General features: G+C 72.2%; 14 protein-coding genes. 8 read left to right on the forward strand and 6 right to left on the reverse strand.

Features of this window, described 5'->3' with window-relative positions; genetic code table 11:
• The first annotated feature begins 120 nt into the window (after window positions 1–120).
• From IW245_RS13720 to IW245_RS13735, 4 genes are all read left to right on the forward strand, one after another.
• The gene (locus IW245_RS13720; protein ID WP_197003562.1) at window positions 121–348 is read left to right on the forward strand and encodes a tetratricopeptide repeat protein; all 228 of its coding nucleotides are present in this window, start codon (window positions 121–123) and stop codon (window positions 346–348) included.
• A gap of 138 nt (window positions 349–486) precedes the next feature.
• The gene (locus IW245_RS13725; RefSeq protein WP_197003563.1) at window positions 487–876 is read left to right on the forward strand and encodes an effector-associated constant component EACC1; all 390 of its coding nucleotides are present in this window, start codon (window positions 487–489) and stop codon (window positions 874–876) included.
• Window positions 877–883: 7 nt separating this feature from the next.
• Window positions 884–2,593 (forward strand): caspase family protein, encoded by a 1,710-nt coding sequence (locus IW245_RS13730; RefSeq protein WP_197003564.1) that lies wholly within the window; start codon window positions 884–886, stop codon window positions 2,591–2,593.
• Window positions 2,594–2,732: 139 nt separating this feature from the next.
• Window positions 2,733–5,672, forward strand: coding sequence for an NACHT domain-containing protein (locus IW245_RS13735; RefSeq protein WP_197003565.1), 2,940 nt, complete (start codon window positions 2,733–2,735; stop codon window positions 5,670–5,672).
• A 245-nt stretch (window positions 5,673–5,917) separates the two neighbouring features.
• Here IW245_RS13735 and IW245_RS13740 read toward each other — a convergent pair whose 3' ends face one another.
• Entirely contained in the window at window positions 5,918–7,444 is a 1,527-nt protein-coding gene (locus tag IW245_RS13740) for an MFS transporter (protein WP_197003566.1), read from the reverse strand.
• On the opposite strand from IW245_RS13740, the gene IW245_RS13745 reads away from it, so the two are divergent.
• Window positions 7,443–8,426 (forward strand): RNA polymerase subunit sigma-70, encoded by a 984-nt coding sequence (locus IW245_RS13745; protein WP_197003567.1) that lies wholly within the window; start codon window positions 7,443–7,445, stop codon window positions 8,424–8,426. The two genes, IW245_RS13740 and IW245_RS13745, sit on opposite strands and share 2 nt — an antisense overlap.
• Window positions 8,427–8,634: 208 nt before the next feature.
• Here IW245_RS13745 and IW245_RS13750 read toward each other — a convergent pair whose 3' ends face one another.
• A complete protein-coding gene (locus tag IW245_RS13750) occupies window positions 8,635–8,850 on the reverse strand; it encodes a cold-shock protein (protein ID WP_307788886.1) in 216 nt (71 codons plus the stop codon).
• 409 nt (window positions 8,851–9,259) lie between these two features.
• Between IW245_RS13750 and IW245_RS13755 the strand changes: the two genes are divergently transcribed.
• Window positions 9,260–10,372, forward strand: coding sequence for a hypothetical protein (locus tag IW245_RS13755; RefSeq protein WP_197003568.1), 1,113 nt, complete (start codon window positions 9,260–9,262; stop codon window positions 10,370–10,372).
• A gap of 102 nt (window positions 10,373–10,474) precedes the next feature.
• On the opposite strand, the gene IW245_RS13760 is transcribed toward IW245_RS13755, so the two are convergent.
• A complete protein-coding gene (locus tag IW245_RS13760) occupies window positions 10,475–12,829 on the reverse strand; it encodes a glycoside hydrolase family 65 protein (protein ID WP_197003569.1) in 2,355 nt (784 codons plus the stop codon).
• Window positions 12,826–13,545, reverse strand: a complete 720-nt coding sequence (locus IW245_RS13765; protein WP_233473004.1) for an HAD family hydrolase — start codon at window positions 13,543–13,545, stop codon at window positions 12,826–12,828. Before IW245_RS13765 ends, IW245_RS13760 begins: the two co-directional genes overlap by 4 nt.
• A gap of 420 nt (window positions 13,546–13,965) precedes the next feature.
• Here IW245_RS13765 and IW245_RS13770 point away from each other — a divergent pair, with 420 nt between their 5' ends.
• Window positions 13,966–15,840 carry an Ig domain-containing protein gene (locus IW245_RS13770; RefSeq protein ID WP_197003570.1) on the forward strand — a complete coding sequence of 625 codons (1,875 nt, stop codon included), beginning with the start codon at window positions 13,966–13,968 and terminating at the stop codon, window positions 15,838–15,840.
• Window positions 15,841–15,880: 40 nt separating this feature from the next.
• Here IW245_RS13770 and IW245_RS13775 read toward each other — a convergent pair whose 3' ends face one another.
• Window positions 15,881–16,321 (reverse strand): protease inhibitor I42 family protein, encoded by a 441-nt coding sequence (locus tag IW245_RS13775; RefSeq protein ID WP_197003571.1) that lies wholly within the window; start codon window positions 16,319–16,321, stop codon window positions 15,881–15,883.
• Window positions 16,322–16,456: 135 nt separating this feature from the next.
• Here IW245_RS13775 and IW245_RS13780 point away from each other — a divergent pair, with 135 nt between their 5' ends.
• On the forward strand, window positions 16,457–17,323 hold the full coding sequence (locus IW245_RS13780; protein WP_197003572.1) for a M48 family metalloprotease: 867 nt from the start codon (window positions 16,457–16,459) through the stop codon (window positions 17,321–17,323).
• 56 nt (window positions 17,324–17,379) lie between these two features.
• Here IW245_RS13780 and IW245_RS13785 read toward each other — a convergent pair whose 3' ends face one another.
• A complete protein-coding gene (locus IW245_RS13785; RefSeq protein WP_197003573.1) occupies window positions 17,380–19,221 on the reverse strand; it encodes an Ig domain-containing protein in 1,842 nt (613 codons plus the stop codon).
• Window positions 19,222–19,338: the final 117 nt, after the last annotated feature.

The following is a 19,338-nucleotide window of genomic DNA, read 5'->3' on the forward strand; positions in this document are numbered from 1 at the left end:
TACAGCTGTGCGGCGAGGCTCCGCAGAACCGGGCCGGGACGTTACTGGACCGGGCTCGACGAGAAACTGACCTGGCAACACTCGCCACGCTCCGCCGCCGGCTGGCGCTCCGTTACCGCCGTGTACCGGCTCTGGCGCTGCAGCACCCATTTCGCCGATCCGACTCTGCCCGCGTTCGACGACAGCGTCACGGCTGCCCGCAGACTGCACGCCGACCTCGGAGCCGCCAGCCGGCTCGTGCTCGCCCGGGCACTGACGGATCGGGCAATGCTCCTGATCACCGCCCACCGGTATCCCGAGGCGCTCGTCGACTACGAGGAGGCGTTAGGGCATTTCGGTACCCCATGATTCTGAGATGCGGGGAGGCAGGCGAACATCGGCCGGTTCGACCGCCGCGTGTCCGTCGTCAGCAGCCAGAGCCAGCTGTCGGCCTTTGTACAGTCCACCGTGCTTGTTCGCCGACTTTCGCTGTGGAGATGATGACGCGTGAACTCTCGCGGCGTGTTCCACCTCCTCGTGTCCCTGGCACCCGACCCGGAGCTGGACCCCGAACTGGGCGAGCACCTGACCCGCCGGCTCCGCGCGGAACTCGCCGATCTCGACGTGGAATCCGTCACGCCAACGCGGGGCGAGGACGCGCCAGCCGGTGCGAAGGGCGCCGACCCGGTCACCCTCGGCGCCCTCGTGGTCGCGTTGAGCGCATCCGGCGGCGTGTTCCCAACGGTGCTGGACACGCTGCGCGACTGGCTCGGCCGCCAGGCCGGCCGGCACCGGATCTCCGTGACCATCGACGGCGACACCCTGGAACTGGATCGGGCCACGACGGCCCAACAGCAGGCGCTCGTCGAGGCCTACGTCCGCCGGCACGGCCAGTAGCCCCACGATGAACCAGCGCTCGGCGCTCCTGATCGCGACCTACCGGTACCAGGACCCGGAGCTGCGGGAACTGACCGCTCCCCCGAACGACGCCGAGGCGCTCGCCGCCGTCCTGCGCGACCCCGACATCGCCGGCTTCGACGTGACGATCCTGATCAACGAGCCGCTGCACGTGGTCGGCGAGGCGATCGGCGACTTCTACCGCGAGCGACGCCTCGACGACCTGGCGCTTCTGTATTTCACCGGGCACGGGCTCAAGGACGACGAGGGCCGGCTGTACCTCGCGATGGCCAACACCCGGCTCGACAGCCTGCTGTTCACCGGGTTGTCCGCCGACCTGATCGACCAGGCGATGGAACGCTGCCCGTCCCGGCGGAAGGTGCTGATCCTCGACTGCTGCTACAGCGGCGCGTTCCCCGCCGGCCGGCCGGCCAAGGCCGACCGGCAGGTGCACACGCTCGAACGGTTCCGGGGCCGGGGGCGCACCGTGCTGACCGCCTCCGACGAGACCCGGTACTCGTTCGAGGGCGACCGGCGGCACGGCACGGCTGTCCAGTCCGTGTTCACCCGGCACCTGGTCGCCGGCCTGCGAGACGGCACCGCCGATCTCGATGGCGACGGGGACATCACCCTGGACGAGTTGTACAACTACGTGCACGACCGGGTAGTCGAGGAGATGCCGCAGCAGCGGCCGAAGCGGCAGGACAATGTCGAGGGCCGCGTCGTGATCGCCCGCAACGTGCATTGGCGGCTACCGGACCATGTCGCGAACGCCGTCGGCAGTCCGATCGCCACCGACCGGCTAGCCGCGCTCGACAGTCTCGCCCGACTGCACCGGATCGGCAACGACGTGGTGCGCGGCCAAGTCGCGGCCGAGATCGGACGCCTCGTTGAGGACGACAGCCGGATGGTGGCCGCGGCGGCGGGTCACCTCTGGTCCCAGCTCGCGGAGCACGGCAGAGCGCCGGACCCTCGGCACACCGACACCGATGCGGCACCGCAGTCTCCGCGACCGGAGGCCGGGACGGCACCCGCCGGCAGCCCCAAGGACCCGCGACCTGACGGGCCGGAGTCCAGGCACCAACCCACGACCGGATCCGCCACCGCACCGATCACCCCGGACCGGGCCGCTGTGGAGCGGTCCGGCCCTGCCCGCTGGTTCCGGATCGAGGCGTCCCCGCACGCAGCCGGCCCCGGACGGCCCCTCTTGGCTGCGATCGGCGCGTCCGTGGCCGCCATCGGGTCCATCGGGTACACCGGTGCGGCGATCGCGGTCCACCGGTCGCCGGACGACATCGACACCGCCCGCTTTCTGATCGCGGCCTGGGCCCTGGTGATCGCCGGTCTCGCCGCAGCGCTGGACGGGTCCGTGCCGGGCCGTTCCGAGGCGTCGGCCAGGCAGCGCGCCTTGTTCCTCCCCGGCATTCTCGGCTGCGCGCTTCTCAGCTGCGAACTCTTCGTCGCGATTGGCGTGCTGCAGCTGCCGTGGTGGGCGGTCGCGGTGCCGGGGATCCTGGTCACAGTCGGACTGCCGCTGATCGCGGTCGTCGGTCGGCGCACCGGGCTCTGGCCGCCGGCCGTCGCGGTGTCCGTGGGCATTCTGCCCGTTCTGTGGCTGGTCGAGGGGCTGACGAACGCAGTTCTCGCCGGCCTGCCCGAGTGCGCCATCATGACAACGGTCGCCATCTCGGCCTGGCGGTCGAAGCGCGGCGACTGACCTTCGCCTGAGGCTACGACCTGTCGTCGGACAACCCGACTACCGCCGCGTTGTCCGGTGGTCGACTGACGCGGGCCGGCGCGCGCCCCGCGGACCGATACTCCTAAGTGGGTTGTGGCGACCACCGAGGGAGCTGTACATGCCGCGTGCCGGGAGGATGCTGGCGTGGGGTCTGGCGGCGCTGGGCGGGCCCGTCGTCGCCCTCACCGCCATCGGAGGGCTGCTCGCCCGCAACTGGTTGGCGACCGCGTTCCTCGCCGTGTGCTACGAGATCGTGGTGGGCGTTGCGGTCCTGGCCGGCGAGAGCGCGGCGAAACGGGTCAAGATCCGACTCGAGCAGCTGGCCGACTGGGTCGATCAGGCGGCGGGCCGGCGGATGTCGCCGTACGGGCGCAAGTATCGCACCTACATGCTCGCCGAGTCCCGGGTGATCGACCTCAAGGGCGTGGCGACCGCCGGTTCGTACACCCCTGAACTCGACGAGGTCTACGTGGACCCCGGCCTCGTCCCCCGGCCCGCGTACGAGGTGCCCGGGTCGCTCGTGGCCGCGCTGCCGGGCGATCTCACGCAGCGGTACCACGGGATCGACGAGCTGCTCAGCGACCGCAACCCGGTCGCGCTGGCCGTCCTCGGCGGGCCGGGCAGCGGCAAGACGACCCTGCTGCGGCACCTGGTGCGCGAGACGATCCGTCCCCGGCGCGGGCTGCGGGCCCGCAGGCTCGCCGAGGGTCACCGGCGGCGCGGCCAGATCCCGATCCTGCTGGTCCTGCGCGACCACGCCGGGCGGATCGCCGAGCGCCCGAGGGTGCCCCTGGCGGAGCTGGTCCGCGACACCGTCCCGGATCTCGGGGTCCGCGAACCGCCGGGCTGGTGGGACCAGCAGTTGCACGCCGGGGCCTGCCTGGTCCTCCTCGACGGGCTCGACGAGGTCGCCCGGCCGGAGGACCGCAAGGCCGTGACGGTGTGGATCGAGCAGCAGCTGTCGCAGTACCCCGGCAATGACTTCGTGATCACGTCGCGGCCGCACGCCTATCCCGCCCCGGCGATCGGCAGGGCCCAGGTCATGCAGGTGCGGCCTTTCGCCGACGAGCACGTGCGGCGGTTCCTGCACGCGTGGTACCTGGCCATCGAACGGCGCGACGCGCGCGGGGACTCCGGGCGCGACCGGGGTCGAGGGATCGAGATCCGGGCCCGGGAGCGGGCCGCCGACCTCATCGACCGGCTCGCCGCCGCGCCCGCGCTCCTCGATCTGACCGTCAACCCACTGCTGCTGACGATGATCGCCAGCGTGCACCGCAGCCAGGGCGGGCTGATCGCCGACCGGGCCACCCTGTATAAGGACATCTGCAACGGGATGCTGTGGAGCCGCCGCGCCGTCGACGGCCGCCCCGGCGAGGACGGCGGCGGCTGGCTCGACCGGCCCTCCGGCGAGTTCAAGGTGCCCGTCATGGCCGCGCTCGCGTTCCGGATGATGCGGGGCCGCGACAGCAGCCTGCCCAAGGTGGAGGTCCTCGACGCGGTCGGGTCGCAGCTGCGCTACATGTCGATCCGGGTCACCGCCGAGGAACTGCTCGCCGACGTCGTGGCCAGCGGATTCCTGCACCGCAGCGAACAGGACCGCTACAGCTTCGCCCACCAGACCTTCGGGGAGTACCTCGCGGCCGTGCACATCGTCAAGAACGGCCTGCATCAGGTACTCGCCGACGCCGTCGACGACATGTGGTGGCGCGAGACGACCCTGCTGTACGTCGTGCTCGCCGACGCCACCCCGATCGTGCGGGCCTGCCTCGCGTCGGGTTCGCTTCCCGCGCTCGCCCTCGCGTTCGACTGCGTGCCCACCGCCGGCGGGATCGGCCTCGCCCAGGAGCAGCGCGAGGCGCTCGCGGCCTACAAGGACAAGGCTTTCGATCCCACCGCCGACCCGGGGCTGCGCCGTCTTGTGGCCGCCGCGCTGGTCACGCGGCACCTGCACCGGTTCGTGCTGACCCCCGACGACTCGCGGGTGTGCCCGATCCCGATCAGCGGCGAGCTGCACCTGCTGTTCCGCCGCGACACCGGCACCCCGGCACCGGACGGCCCCCTTGTCGCGGAGCCGGGCGGGCCCGTCACCGGGGTGTGGGGCCACGACGCGGTGGCGCTGACGGCCTGGGTGAACTCCGTCATCGCCGGGGAGAACGGCAGCCAGCGGTACCGGCTGCCGACGCACCGGGAGGTGCAGTACCTCGCCAGCCAGCCCGGCATGCTCAGCCACCCCGGCACGATGAGCGTGTGGACCCAGCCCGAACAGGGCGCCGGACCCGGCCTGTGGATCGCCGCCGACCGGCCGGACCCCCGCCTCGTCACCGGCCTCGACCTCATCGTCGCCGCCACCCACGACGCCGCCACCTCGCCCGTGCTCCTCCAACTCGCCCTGGCCAGCGCCAGCGCCCTGGCACTCGACCTCGACGGGGCGCTCGTGCGGGCCGGCACGGCCGACGACGCGGTCGACCGGGCCGTGGGCCTCGCCGTCCCCCTCGCCCGCACCCTCGACCTGGCGCTGCGCCGCGACCCCGGACTGGCTCACGCCCTCGCCCTCGACCTGGACCTCAACGCCCGCGACGTCGTCCTCGGGGCCGCGCTCGCCCGCACCCTCGCCGCCGTCCAGGAGCAGCTCGTCGGCCGCCGACGCCTCCCTGACCTCTCCGGACCGGCCGGCACCTTCGCCAGAACCCTCACCGGGTACGCCGGCGTCACCGACGCCTACCGGGCCACGGTCACCCTGGACACCCTCGCGTACCTGGTCCGCGACGCGTGCACCACGTTCACGGGCAGCCAGGAGCCGCCCACGTCCCGGGCGGCGGTCATCGCGCGCCGGCTCGCCGAGACGGCCGAGCCACTGTTCGCCCGGCGTCGGCCGCTCGCCGCCGGTGATCCGATCGCCGTGCGGTTGCCCGCTCTGGTGCTCGCGGCGGAGGCGTCCGATCGGCGGTGGCACGCGGTCGGCGAGTCGTTCCGCAGCGTGGCGGCCGGGGTCACGCTGCTGCAGAGGCGGGCCACCCAGCAGCCACCCACGGAGAACATCCTGCTCACCCGGGCGTGAGGAGTCCCGCACCCGCCCAGGCCGCCGAGGCCCGACACAATCGGCCAGCGGCACCCTAGGCTCCGGCCGCGGCGACCAGGCCGCTACCTTGCGGCAGGCAACCCGATCACCCCCAGACGAGGATTCACGCGCGCATGGATCGACCGATCATCCCACCGCCAAACTCACCCGCCTCGAGCTAAACGCCTGGCCAGAATTCTTGTCCGTAACTGTCGGGTAGCCGGGAGCGGCGGATGTCAGGACGGTCATGAGTGTGGGGCGGAACTCGCACTGCGACGGCGCGATCTGGCCCAAACTGATGGTCCACCGGCGGGTGCGGGTGCGGGGACCTGGCGGTGGGTGGGGATGCCCGCTCCCACGAGAACAGCGGCGGCGGCCAGGGCCGCGCTGGCGACCAGCGCCGGGGCGAAGCCGTCGACGAACGCGCGCGGACTGCCGTAGTCGCCTCTGGCGGCGAAAACGGCGACCAGTGCGGCCACTCCGAAGGCCCCGCCGAGCTGGCGAAGCGCGCTGTACGCCCCGGAGGCCTTGCCGATGTCAGCGGGCGCGACCGAGGCAAGCACAGCGGCCTGGGTCGCGGGGATGGCCGCCGCGACCCCGATCCCGGACAGCACCAGCGGTGCGACGAGCTGCCAGTATGCGACGTTCGGGGTGGCGAGATCCGCGATCCACAGCATGGATGCGGCGTGAAGAGTCATGCCACCGGCCACGAGCGGGCGCGCGCCGTACCGCTGGACCAGACTGCCGGCGATCCTGGGCACGATGACCGTCATCGCGCCCCACGGCATCAGCCGCAGGCCGGCCTCCAGGGGCCTGGCGCCGAGGCTGGTCTGGAGGAACTGCGCCATGAAGTACACCGATCCGAATGTCGATGCCCAGACGAAGAAGATCGCGGCGTTGCCGGTCGCGAAGGCCCGGCCCCGAAACAACCGGAGCGGCAGCATCGGCTCGCCCGTGCGGGCCTCGAAGGCGACGAAACCGGCGGTCAGCGCCGCACCGGCCCCCAGCGCCGCCAGCACCTCGAGGCTGGCCCAGCCGGCGGCGTTGCCGCGCACCAGCCCCCAGACCAGGCCGAATGCGGCCCCGCCCGCCAGCAGCAGGCCGCCGATGTCCAGGCCCGACCCGGGGCCGCGGCTCGGTTCGATCCGGCGCAGCACGAACGCGACGAGTACCGCCACGACCGGCAGGTTCAGCCAGAAAATCCACCGCCAGGACGCGCCGTCGACGATCGCGCCGCCGACCAGCGGGCCGGCCGGCACTGACGCGCCGACTACGGCGGTGAAGGCACCCAGCACACGCGCCCGCCTCTCCGGCGGGATCGCCGCGCCCAGCAGCGTCAGCGCGAGCGGCATCACGGCTGCGGCGCCGGCGCCCTGCGCGGCGCGGGCGGCGATCAGCCAACCGGCGGTCGGGGCGAGCGCGCAGCCCGCCGACGCGACCGCGAACAGGGCCAGGCCGGAGACGAAAAGCCGCCGCCGGCCGAACCTGTCCCCGAGCGCCGCGGCGGTCAGCAGGAGCACGGCGAAGCTGAGGGTGTACGCGTTCACCGTCCACTCGAGCTGCTCGACGGACGCGTGCAAGTCGAGTCGGATCGTGGTCAGGGCCGTGGACACCACCGAGGCGTCCAGGCCGACGAGCAGGGCCGCCACGGCGGTCAGCCCCAGAATCCAACGTTGAGAAATGGTCACGTCGATCTGACACCGGCCTGCGGGGAAACGGACCGTTCCGATTCCGTACCCGCCGGTGTCACTCTGTTCGAGGAGGACGATCATGACCGAAGACACCCTGCGGCACGCCCGCACCGGAGACGCAGAGGCGTTCCGCGCGCTAACCGAGCCGTACCGGCGGGAACTGCGCCTGCACTGCTACCGGATCGTCGGTTCGGTGGCCGATGCAGAGGACCTGGTCCAGGACACGCTGCTGGCAGCCTGGCTCGGTCTCGAAGACTTCGAGGGTCGGTCATCGGTGCGCACCTGGCTGTACCGGATCGCGACGAACCGGAGCCTCAACGCGCTGCGCGCCTCCGGCCGCCGGCCGCGACGTGAGGTCCCGGAGCTGACCGAGCCGACCCGGCGCGGGGAGCCGGTGTGGCTCCAGCCGTACCCGGACTCGATGCTCGAACTGGCCGACCTCGCCCCCGGCCCCGAGGCCCGCTACGAAGCCAGGGAAGCGATCGGGCTGGCGCTCATCACCGCCGTGCAGCGGCTACCGCCTCGGCAGCGAGCCGTCGTCGTGCTGTGCGATGTGCTCGGCTTCCGGCTCGCCGACGCGGCCCATGTGCTCGAGACGTCCGCGACCGCCGTGAAGGGGGCGCTCCAGCGGGCCCGGGTGACGCTGTCCGCCGACAAGCCGGCCCTGGCCGAAGCCCTCGCCCCGGGATCTGCCCGGGAACGCGAACTCGTCGGACTGTTCGCTGACGCGCTCGAGTCCGGCGACACCGACGCCATGGTCGCCCTGCTCACGGACGACGCGTGGCTCACCATGCCGCCGGTGCCGAATGAGTACCAGGGCCGGGCCGCCATCAGGGCCTTCTTCGCCGACCGGGCGCGGACCTGGGGTGCGCCGCCGCGCGTGGTGCCCACCCGGGCCAACGGCCAGCCGGCCCTCGGCTACTACATGCCGGCTCTACCCGCCGCGATCGCCCGGCCGCGCGGGCTGATGGTATTGACGGTCGCGGAAAACGGGATCTCGGCGATCACCCGATTCGGGGACACGTCAGTGTTCCCGTTCTTCGGCCTACCCCGGTGGCTGTGAGGTGAGCCGTCCTCAGTTCGTAAGGCGCGGCGGGCGTCGGCACCAACGACAAGAGCCTGACAATCGCCGCGCCCTGGACCACCCCGTCTACCCGACAGTCGCGGACAAGCCTTCTGGCCAGGCGCTCAGTGCCGGGAATCGACGAGTCCCGCGGTGGGCTGGCCACGAAGGTCCGCCTTCTCGCCGAGACGCGGGGCCGGGAGATGGTTCAGGAGATCGGGGTGATGCGGTGGGCCTGGGTGCCCAGGCGGCCGCGGACGATGTCGAACTCGACGCGCTGATCGGCCAGGAGCACCACGTCGGGCACTGTCACCTCCATGGCGTGCGCCAGGACATGGCCGCCGCTGTCCGGGGTGATGAACCCGAACCGCCGGTCAGGATCGAACCATTTCACCGTGCCCTGCGCCATCAGGAACTCCCACACTCGCGGCTACATCCAACTGGTACGTCCATTGGTCCGGCCGGGGCTGGTGTCCGCGGCGGTGCCGATACCCACGGACGTCGCCCTGACAGCAGGTCGGGCCCGGGCCGGTTTCGCCAGCCTGACCACGCAGCCGGCTGACAAGGATCCTAGACGCAGTCGCGGGCCGAAACCGGCAAATCACGCCGATTGGAAGCGTCTTCCGCACGAGCCGTCCGCACCACTGGGGCGCCACCCAGGGTGTCCAGCCCGGGGTGCGTGGGCGCTGGGCGCCACCTGCTGGTGCCCGGCGCGGCGCGAACCAGGGCGCCGGATGCCACCCGTCCGGCGGATCATGGGCACCGTTGCCGACCGGCTGTCGGGCGCATAGCGTGGGACGGGCCACATCGGACCGACCTCCGACGGAGCGCCCATGACCCCGACAGAGCCGGACCCGCCCGCCGCCCGCCGCCGCGCGATGTGGCCGTTGACCGGCCTGGCCCTGTGCGCCGTGGCCGTTGTCGTCGGGGCCGTCCTGTGGAACCGGCCCTCGCTCGCGGTGGCGGGAGTGGCCGGCGCGGCGGCCCCGGTACTGGCGATCCTGATGCGTCGGCACTGGAAGGTGTGGCTGACCGCCCTCGGGGTCCTGGGGTTCGCCGGTTGTGCGCTCGGACTCCTGTACGCGCTCTTCTGGGGCCACGACGACAACGCGCCGGCCAAGGTCAGCGTCCCCTACCGCGCGCACGCGACCGTCGACGGCGACACGCTGCGGATCACCGAGGAGGTGACGGTCGACAACCAGGCCGTGACCTCGGTGACGCTGACCCCGGGCGGCACGGTGCGCCTCGACGGCTGGGTGCTGGACCACACCCTCGACACCACTCCGGTGTACGCCCGCAGCCGCACCCTGCCACTGCGCGGCACCTCGCCGGTCAGCTCCGCCGTGGAGGTCCCGATCGCCCTGGGCTGGCTCACGGTGAACGGCACGTCATCCGCCGGCATGGTGCCGCGGACGGGATCCACCTTCGAGGTCAGCGCGCCGAAAGGGGCCTTGTCGGCCGTCGTGCCGCATCCGCAGCAGGTCGCCGACGGACGGAACCGGACCGAGGTCGCGACCGTGGCACTTGACTCCGACAGCGACGCGGTCACGGCGACCGTCCTCGTGCCGGTGCTGCGCAACCCGGCCGGACACGCGCTCGACAGCCTGTTCGCATGGGGGCCACTGGCCTGGTGCGCCGGTGCCGCCTTCGCGCTGCTGTCGCTCGTGCTCGTCAAACGGCTGACGGATACGGGCGATGCCGCACTGGGCCGACTGTTCCGGCGCGGCCGACCGCAACAGCCGCCGTCCCCGGAGACGCCAGGCCCGACGGCACCGTCGGCGAGCCCCGACCCACATGGCTCGATCGCACGATCGCCGCTCGCCGACCCGCAGGGTCCGATCACACCGTCGCAGCGGTCAGCGCCGCCAGCCTCGACCCGATCGGCACGGTCAGAGCCGCCACCCGGCCCTGGTCGGCGGCGACGCAAGCCCAAGGGCGGACGGTGACTCCGAACCGCACGCGACCGCGCCAGCACGCACAGGGGCCGGGCCTCTGAACTCCCAGAGGCCCGGCCGCCGGCTGCGCCCCTCGCCCGGCGGCCACCTTTCTCAGGGGTCCGGCGTCCGTCTGGCGGGTGCCCGGCCCGCCGGTTGACCGGGAGACCGGAGCGACGGGCGAGCCTCGACAGGCAGGGTGCGGGGCGCGTCGGGGCTCAGGACGTACGCCTCGCCGTTGTGGCGGAACTCCATCGACTCCCCCGCACGCAGCGTGTACGTCGCCGCCTCGTGGCCCACCTCCACGTGCAGGCGGCGCTCGCCGAGGGAGAGGGTGAACGCCAGCCCGGTGAGGCCGGCCGGTAGCCGCGGCGTGAAGCAGGGCGTCGGGCCGTTCTGCCGCAGGCCGCCGAACCCGGCGACCAGGGCGATCCAGCTGCCGGCGAGGGAGGCCATGTGCAGGCCGTCGCGGGTGTTGTGTTCGAGGTCGTCGAGGTCCATCAGCGCCGCCTCGCCGAGGTAGTCGTAGGCGAGGTCGAGGTGGCCGGTCTCGGCGGCCATCACGGCCTGGGTGCAGGCGGACAGGGACGAGTCGCGCACCGTGAGGCGCTCGTAGTAGGCGAAGTTGCGGGCTTTCTGCTCGGGCGTGAAGTCGTCGGGGAACAGGTGCATGGCCAGGACCAGGTCGGCTTGTTTGACGACCTGTTTGCGGTACAGGTCGAAGTACGGCACGTGCAGCAGGAGCGGGTAGCGCTTGGCGGTGAACGCCGCGAAGTCGAAGATCTCGTGGTCGGTGAACCGTTCGGACTGGGGGTGGATCCCGAGCGCCTCGTCGTAGGGGATCGTCATCGCGTCGGCGGCGGCGCGCCAGTCGTCGGCCTCGGCCCCCTCGATGCCGAGTTCGGCGGCCCGGTCGGGATGGCCGGTCGCGCCGTCGGCGGCGGCGAGCAGGTTCTGGCGGGCCAGGAGATTGGTGTACACGTTGTTGTCGGCTACGGCGCTGTACTCGTCGGGACCGGTGACCCCGTCGATCCGGAACCGGCCCCGCTGGTCGAAACAGCCGAGCGAGCGCCACATCCGGGCGGTGGCCGCGAGCAGGTCCAACCCGGCGCCGCGGGCGAACTCCCGGTCGCCGGTGACGTCGCAGTACCGGATGACGGCTGCGGCGATGTCGCCGCCCAGGTGGAAGGCCGCCGTCCCGGCCGGCCAGTAGGCGGAGCACTCCCGGCCGCCGATAGTGCGCCACGGAAACACTGCCCCGTGCAGCCCCAGGACGGTGGCGCGTTCCTCGGCCAGGGGGAGGATCTCGCGTCGCCACTGCAGGGACTGCCGGGCGGCCTGGGGGACGGCGTAGTCGAGGACGGGCAGGACGAACATCTCGGTGTCCCAGAACGCGTGCCCGTCATAGCCGGGACCGGTCAGGCCCTTGGCGGCTATCGCCCGGCCCTCGCCGCGCGCGCCGGCCTGCAGCAGGTGGAACAGCGCGAATCGCACGGCCTGCTGGATCTCGTCGTCGCCGGTCACCTCGACGTCAGCGCGGTCCCAGAAGTCGTCCAGGTAGGCGCGCTGCTCGGCGAGCAGGCCCTCCCAGCCCGTCCCGACGGCGGCGACCAGGGCCGCCTCGACCTGGGCCAGCACGCCCGGCAGCGACCGGGCCCCGGACCAGCCGTAGGCGACGTACTTGGTGAGCACGAGGCGTTCACCCGGCCGCAGCAGCGTGGTGGCGGTGACCCGGCCCAGGTCGGGACGGCACTCGGTGGTCGTCGACAGGCCGGCCGGCTCCTCGATCCGGTGGTCCATCCCGGCGGCGACGAGCAGTCGGGAGTTGGCGGTCCGGTGGGCGAGCACGACGCGCGCGCCGTCCTGTTCGTGCTGCTCGGAGCGCAGCGGGGCCTTGAGTGCGGCGGCCGCGCGGGGATCGGCGTCGGCGGCGGGCATCTCCTCGTTGGTGACGAGTTCGGACTGCACGACAACGCGGGCCGGGCCGTCGAGCGCCTCGACCTCGTAGCGGATGGCGGCGACGGCGCGCTGGGTGAGGGACACGATCCGGGTGGAGCGGACCCGGACGGTCCGGCCCGCCGGCGAGGTCCATTCGGCGGTCCTGGACAGGGTGCCGGCCCGGAAGTCCAGAAGCCGCTCGTGGGCGCGCAGGTCGCCGTAGCGGATGTCGAAGGGTTCGTCGTCGACGAGCAGGCGGAGGAGTTTGCCGTTCGTGACGTTGATGACGGTGTCCCCGGCCTCCGGGTAGCCGTAGCCGGCCTCCGCGTACGGCAGCGGGCGCGACTCGTGGACCCCGTTGAGGTAGCAGCCCGGCAGGGCGTGCGGTTCGCCCTCATCCAGGTTCCCCCGCCAGCCGAGGTGCCCGTTGGCCAGGGCGAACACCGACTCCGACTGGGCCAGGACGCCGAGGTCCAGGCCGGTCTCCCGTAGGCACCACGGCTCGACCTGGAAACCCGGGTGCTCGATCATGACGGCAACAGGTCCGCGAGGTCGGTCACGACCACGTCGGCCCCGGCGGCGCGCAGGTCTGCGGCCTGGCCGACGCGGTCGACGCCGACCACGTATCCGAACGCGCCGGCCCGGCCGGCTCGGACCCCGGCGAGGGCGTCCTCGAACACCGCCGCCTCCCCCGCCGGCACCCCCAGTTCCCGGGCCGCCTCCAGGTACGTGTCCGGGGCCGGCTTGCCCGCCAGCCCCCGCCGGGTGGTCACGACGCCGTCGATCCGCGCATCGAACAGCTCGGCGATGCCGGCCGCCGCGAGCACTGCCCGGCAGTTGGTGGACGCCGACACGACGGCCGTGCGCAGGCCGGCCGCGCGGACGGCGTGCACGTAGCGGACGGAACCCTCGTAGGCGTCGACCCCGTCGTGGCGTAGCCGGCGCAGGACCAGGGCGTTCTTGCGGTCGCCCAGTTCGCGGACCTCGTTCTCGTCGAGGTGCACGCCCCGGGAGGCGAGGAATTCGCGGGTACCGTCGGCGCGGGGTCGCCCGTCCACGTAACGGTCGTAGTCCTCGACGGGGTCGAACGGCACGAACGGTTCGCCGGTCGCGCGGGCCCGCTCCGACAGGTACCCGTCGAACAGGTCCTTCCACGCCGCCGCGTGCACGGTCGCGGTGCGGGTCAGCACCCCGTCGAGGTCGAACAGGCACGCCCGGGTGCCCGCCGGCAGGCCCACCGGGGTCACGTGGGCTCCCCCGGCCGGCGACGGAGTCGGGGCATCGGCCGCCTCCCGTTCCGCTCAGGACCGTGTCATGTGCAGCCTATTTCCCGAAGGCATGCAATGTCCGACGTTCGCCGTGTCCGGGTCGCGGCCGGCCCGGTCGTGACGCGGGATAACTCGCGTCGTAACAATGGATACTCCGCCAGCAGGGGAGCAAATCCATGAATCAACTTCAATGGCAGCTTAAGGGCTGTTGACGCGACGGAAACGCGCTCCCTACGATCACGCCACTCCCTACGCCCTGTAGGGGACGGCGAAATCCGGAGGTACACGCTCCATCCGGCGGCGTCCGCCGACACTCCCATCACCACGCACCGGACCGGTGCGCGGGTGGCGTGCGCCCTGACGCCGGAATTCACACCCCTCGCATGGAAAGAGACACCGATGTCACTGTCCTATTCGGCCAGACGGCTGGGCTTCGCCGGAGTGGCGGCGCTCGCGGTCGCGGCCGGCTCGTTGACGCTGGCGCACGCCGCCAGCGCCGGGGAGACCAACCCCTACTGCGTCAAGCCGGCGCACGGCCACTCGATGCCGACGGTCCCCGCGGCCGTGTACCGCTCCACCGGCAAGTGCGCGACCGGCAGCGCCGCCCCGTCGCCGGGCAACATGACCTACCACGGCGGCACGAACGGCGTGGGCGTGTCCACCGGCGCGGAGAAGATCTACGTCGTGTTCTACGGCACTCAGTGGGGCACCACCGGCACCGACGCCAACGGGTACACCACCTTCACCGGTGACCCGAAGGGCATGGCCCCGCGCCTGCAGGCCTTGTACAAGGGCATCGGCACGAACGGCGAGCTGTGGTCGGGCGTCATGACCCAGTTCTGCGAGGGGGTCGCCACCGGCGCCACCACATGCCCGGCGACGTCCGCGCACGTTGCGTACCCGGCGTCCACCGGCACCCTCGCCGGCGTCTGGTACGACAACTCCGCCGCGTCGCCGACCACCGCCACCGGCCAGCAGCTGGCCACCGAGGCCAACAAGGCCGCCGGGCACTTCGGCAACACGACGAACGCCGCCAACCGCAACGCGCAGTACATCATCGTGTCGCCGACCGGGACGCACCCGGACGGCTTCAACTCGACCGGGCAGTTCTGTGCCTGGCACGACTGGTCCGGCGCCTACACCGGCACGACCAACGGGGACTTCGCGTTCACCAACGCCCCCTACGTCACCGACATGGGCGCCAGCTGCGGCGCGAACGTCGTCAACGCCGGCACCGCCGGCACGCTCGACGGCGTCACCGAGGTGATGGGGCACGAGTACGCCGAAACCATCACCGACCAGTTCCCGGTCGGCAGCGGTTCGACGCTGACCTCGGGCGGCTGGATCCGCGACAACGACTCCAGCGGCGGCGAGAACGGCGACAAGTGCTCGTGGGTCGGCGCGGGCGCCGGCGACGACAAGTACCACAACGTCGCGTTCAGCACCGGCTCGTTCGCCATGCAGCCCACCTGGGGCAACGACGGCAACAGCGGCTCCGGCTCCTGCCAGATGACGCACGCGATCGTCACCAACGGCACCGGCGGCAACACCGTCACCGTCACGAACCCCGGCAGCCAGTCCGGGACCGTGGGCACCGCGGTCAGCAAGCAGATCAGCGCGACCGACTCCGCGTCGGGCGCCACGCTGACCTACTCGGCCACCGGCCTGCCTACCGGGCTGTCGATCAGCGCCTCCGGCCTGATCTCCGGCACGCCGAGCGCCGCGGGCAGCTACAACGTCGTCGTCACGGTCACCGACCAGACCAACGCGTCGGGTACCGCGTCGTTCACCTGGACGATCAGCGGCACGGGCGGCGGCTGCACCGGCGCGGGCCAGAAGCTCGGCAACCCGGGCTTCGAATCGGGCAACACCGTGTGGACCGCGTCCTCGGGCGTGATCGACAACGGCACCACCCAGCCCGCGCACGGCGGCTCGTGGAAGGCGTGGCTCGACGGCTACGGCTCCGCGCACACCGACACGCTCTCCCAGTCGGTGACCGTGCCCAGCGGCTGCTCCAGCTACACCCTGTCGTTCTACCTGCACATCGACACCGCCGAGACGGGCAGCACCGTCTACGACAAGCTCACCGTGCAGATCGGCACGACCACCCTGGCGACCTACAGCAACGTCAACGCCGCCAACGGGTACGTGCTCCGCTCGTTCGACCTGTCGGCCTACGCCGGCCAGACCGTCACCCTCAAGTTCACCGGCACCGAGGACTCCTCGCTCAAGACGTCCTTCGTGATCGACGACGCGGCGGTGACCGTCTCCTAGTGAACCCGCCGGTGGGCCCGCTCGAAGGGCCCGCCGGCTCCTAGCTCGCGTCGACGACCACCGTCACCGTGAACGTCCGCTGCTCGGGCGCGCAGGCCATGGCCTCGCCGCAGGAGTCGCGGTCGGCGGTGACGGTGGCCGTTCCAGCCCGCAGGGCCTCGAACCCGGACTCGAAGGTGCCGCAGCCCGAGCCGATCACCCGGCAGGTGGGGGCGGGCAGCGGGGTGGTCGCGACCGTCTGGCGGAGCACGTCGGGGGCGGAGCTGGCCAGGTGCCGCCAGTACCCCGAATGCAGGTCGAGCACGACCGGCTGGCCGACCCGGGCACGCACCGTGGTGCCGGCGCTCGTCTCGTCGAGGCGCAGGGGCGTGGCGGTGCTCGGGGACGGCGGAGCTGCCGACCTCTCCGGACCGGACGCGCAGCCCGCGAGGGCGAACACGGCACAGATGGCGACAAGTCCGGCGGACGAAAGGGTTCTCATGGCGCTGCGCATCCTCTGCTCTCTGTCTTCATGGTCGGACGCGTCTCCGTCTTCATGGTCGGACGCGGCGGCACGTCGGATGGTTCCGCCGAGCGGTGGTGCGCGCGTAGTGTGCGCAGGCGGGAGGTGCCCAGCATGAGGTTCGTCGTCTACCTGCCGCTGCTGGCGACCGGGTTCGCTGCGGTCGGCGGGCCGTGGCTGGCCGCCCGGCTGCCGGCCCGCGCCGGGCTGTGGACGGTCACCGGGGGCGTGGTGGCGGCCGCCGCGGGTTCGACGTGGTCGCTGCTGCTGCTCGTCGCCACCCTCGTCGACGAGCTGCCCGGTTGGGAACGCGAGTCCGATCCCGAACCGGTCCCTGACGCCGTCGCCGTCGGGTGCGCCGCCGTGCTCGCCGTCCTGTGTTTGCGGGCCGCGACGGCCGTGCACCGGCGCCGACGCCTCTACCGGGAGGTGCGCGCCGCGTGCCCGGCCGGGCCCGGCGAACTGGTCGTCCTCGCCGACGACGAGCCCCGGGCGTTCGCGCTGCCGGGCGGGTCCGGCCGGATCGTGGTCAGTGCGGGGATGCTGCGCGCCCTCACGCCGCCGCAGCGCCGGGTCCTGCTGGCGCACGAACGCGCCCACCTGCACGGCCGGCACCACCTGCTCCTCGGCGCCGCCGACCTGTCCGTGGCGCTCAATCCCCTGCTGCTGGCGGCTCGGCACGCTGTGGCGTTCTGCTGTGAGCGGGCGGCGGACGAGTCCGCGGCCGCCGAGGTCGGCGATCGCGCACTGACCGCGCGGGCCCTGGCCGTCGCCGCGCTCGCCGGGGCCGGCCGGCCGCACGACCTCGGCTTCGGCGACCACGCGGTCCTGCGCCGGGTGACGGCCCTGCGGTCGGCCCCGCCGCCGGGGCGACCGGTCCTGGTGCTCGCCGCGGCGGCGGTGTGCCTGGCCGTCGCGGGGGTGGAGTTCGACGCGACAGTCGACTTCGCCCGCCTGCTGGCCACCCTGCTCTCCGGCTGACGACGTGGTGCGGCGCCCGGGTCGGGGGTCCCGGGCGCCGCGGTCTCGGTGACGGGTCAGGAGACGTTCAGCGCCGTGTCGTCGATGACGAACGACGTCTGCAGCGAGGAGTCCTCCACGCCGGTGAACTTCAACGTCACGGTCGTGCCGGCGTACGCGGCCAGGTTGAAGGACCTCAGGACGTAGCCGGTGCTCTTGTCGAGGTTGGAGTAGGTGGCCAGGGTGGTCGAGCCGACCTGCACGGTGAGCTTGTCGTACTGGACGGACGTCGTAGTCTCCGCCGTGGTGATGTGCACGTAGAAGGAGTAGGTGTAGCTGGCGCACCCGGCGGGCAGCGCCACCGACTGCGACAGGGTGTCGGTGTGGGCGCTGCCGTACCCGTTGAGCCAGGCGCTCTGGGTCCCGGTGCGCGGCGCGCCGTTACCGGTGTTGGCCCCGATGACGCCGGCCGTGGCGGTCCACGACGCGGAGCCGGACTCGAAGCCCGGGTTGAGGATCTTCTGACCGGGGCTGCCGCAACTGCCCGGGGTGGTGACGTTCCAGGTGAACGTGGCGCTGCCGCTGGCGTGCGGGGACGCGCTGTCCGTGGCCGTGGCCGTGACGGAGTAGCTGCCGACAGTACTCGGGGTGCCGCTGATCACGCCGCCCGAGGAGATGGACAGGCCGGCCGGCAGACCGGTGGCCGTCCACGTGTACGGCGCGGTGCCGCCCGACGCGCCCAGCGTCAGACTGGCCGCCGTGCCCTGCACCGTGGACTGGGTGCCCGGGTTGGTCACCGTGACCGGACTGGGTCCGCCCCCGCCGACGATCGGGTGGGTGAACTGGCAGCCGTTGGTGTCGTTGCCCCAGGAGCCCTGCTCGGCGTACGAGCCCGTCGCGGTCACCAGGTTGCCCGCGCCGCCGGTGGTGCCGGGCGCCTTCCACGCGCACTTGTCGGCGTTCTCCTGGCCGTCCGAGGAGGTCCAGCCGCCGGCCGGGAACTGGTCGGTGATGGTCTCGGAGTACTCGTGGCCCTCCACCATCGTGTAGCCGTCGAGGTTGCCGGCGGTGCCCGCGTTGACGAAGTTCTTGCCGCAGCTGGTACCGAGGTCCATCACGTACGGCATGTTCGTGAACGCCAGGTCGCCGTACGGCGAGGTCGCCGCGCCGCCGTTGAGGGTGGTGTCGCCGTTCCAGTCGTGCCACGCGCACCAGCCGGCCGAGGAGCTCCAGCCGCCCGGGTGGGTGCCGGTCGGCGACAGGATCACGTACTGGGAGTTGCGCTGCTGCGCGGCCGTCGTGTTGCCGAAGTGCCCGGCGGCGGCGATGGCCTCGACTGCGATCGCGTTGTCGTTGGTGGTGTTGGCGACGGTCTTGTTGTCATACCAGACCCCGGCGAACGCGCCGCCCGTCGGGTAGCCGACGTGCGGGACGCCGGTGGCCGGGCAGGTCTGCGCGCCGGTGGCCACGCCCTCGCAGTAGTAGGTCATGACGCCGGACCACAGCTCGTTGTTCGTGCCGAGGCCCTTGAACATCTCCTGGATCTTCGGCGCGCCGCCCTGCGCGTCGTTGCTGAACGTCAGGTCGCCGCTGGCGTTGGTGCTGGAGGTGCCCCAACCGGAGCCCCAGAAGACCAGGTAGACCTTCGGCGGGCCGGTGGTGACGCCGATGCCGCCGATGCCGCCGCCGTAGTTGAGGTCGTTGGCGGCGTTGATGCTCGGGTGCTGGGCCCGGTAGGCGTCCATCCGGGCCTTGGCCTCGATGGTCGGCATGACGCCGTGCCGGGGGGAGATCTGGAGGGGGTCGGCCGAGGCGACCGAGCCGGGGCCTGCGAGGCCGCCGATCACGAGAGCGAGGCCCGACAGCGCGGCCACGCCGACACGTCGCGTCCACCGCGACACTGGGGCAGAACGGTTCATGGTTGTACCTGCTCCGTCCAGAGAGGGGTTCCCGCCCCTACAGGCTGTAGGGGCGGTCTCCGGAAACGTAGTACAAGGCATTTGTTATCTTCTATGGGTTCCGTGTTTGGAAGGACC

Origin of the sequence: Longispora fulva (assembly GCF_015751905.1) — a bacterium.
Lineage (GTDB): Bacteria > Actinomycetota > Actinomycetes > Mycobacteriales > Micromonosporaceae > Longispora > Longispora fulva.

Excerpts from the sequence above, each read along its gene's own strand:
- IW245_RS13730 (WP_197003564.1), top strand. The coding sequence starts at position 884 with ATGAACCAGCGCTCGGCGCTCCTGATCGCGACCTACCGGTACCAGGAC.
- IW245_RS13735 (WP_197003565.1), top strand. The coding sequence starts at position 2,733 with ATGCCGCGTGCCGGGAGGATGCTGGCGTGGGGTCTGGCGGCGCTGGGC.
- IW245_RS13745 (WP_197003567.1), top strand. The coding sequence starts at position 7,443 with ATGACCGAAGACACCCTGCGGCACGCCCGCACCGGAGACGCAGAGGCG.
- IW245_RS13740 (WP_197003566.1), bottom strand. The coding sequence starts at position 7,444 with ATGATCGTCCTCCTCGAACAGAGTGACACCGGCGGGTACGGAATCGGA.
- IW245_RS13755 (WP_197003568.1), top strand. The coding sequence starts at position 9,260 with ATGACCCCGACAGAGCCGGACCCGCCCGCCGCCCGCCGCCGCGCGATG.
- IW245_RS13760 (WP_197003569.1), bottom strand. The coding sequence starts at position 12,829 with ATGATCGAGCACCCGGGTTTCCAGGTCGAGCCGTGGTGCCTACGGGAG.
- IW245_RS13770 (WP_197003570.1), top strand. The coding sequence starts at position 13,966 with ATGTCACTGTCCTATTCGGCCAGACGGCTGGGCTTCGCCGGAGTGGCG.
- IW245_RS13775 (WP_197003571.1), bottom strand. The coding sequence starts at position 16,321 with ATGAGAACCCTTTCGTCCGCCGGACTTGTCGCCATCTGTGCCGTGTTC.
- IW245_RS13780 (WP_197003572.1), top strand. The coding sequence starts at position 16,457 with ATGAGGTTCGTCGTCTACCTGCCGCTGCTGGCGACCGGGTTCGCTGCG.
- IW245_RS13785 (WP_197003573.1), bottom strand. The coding sequence starts at position 19,221 with ATGAACCGTTCTGCCCCAGTGTCGCGGTGGACGCGACGTGTCGGCGTG.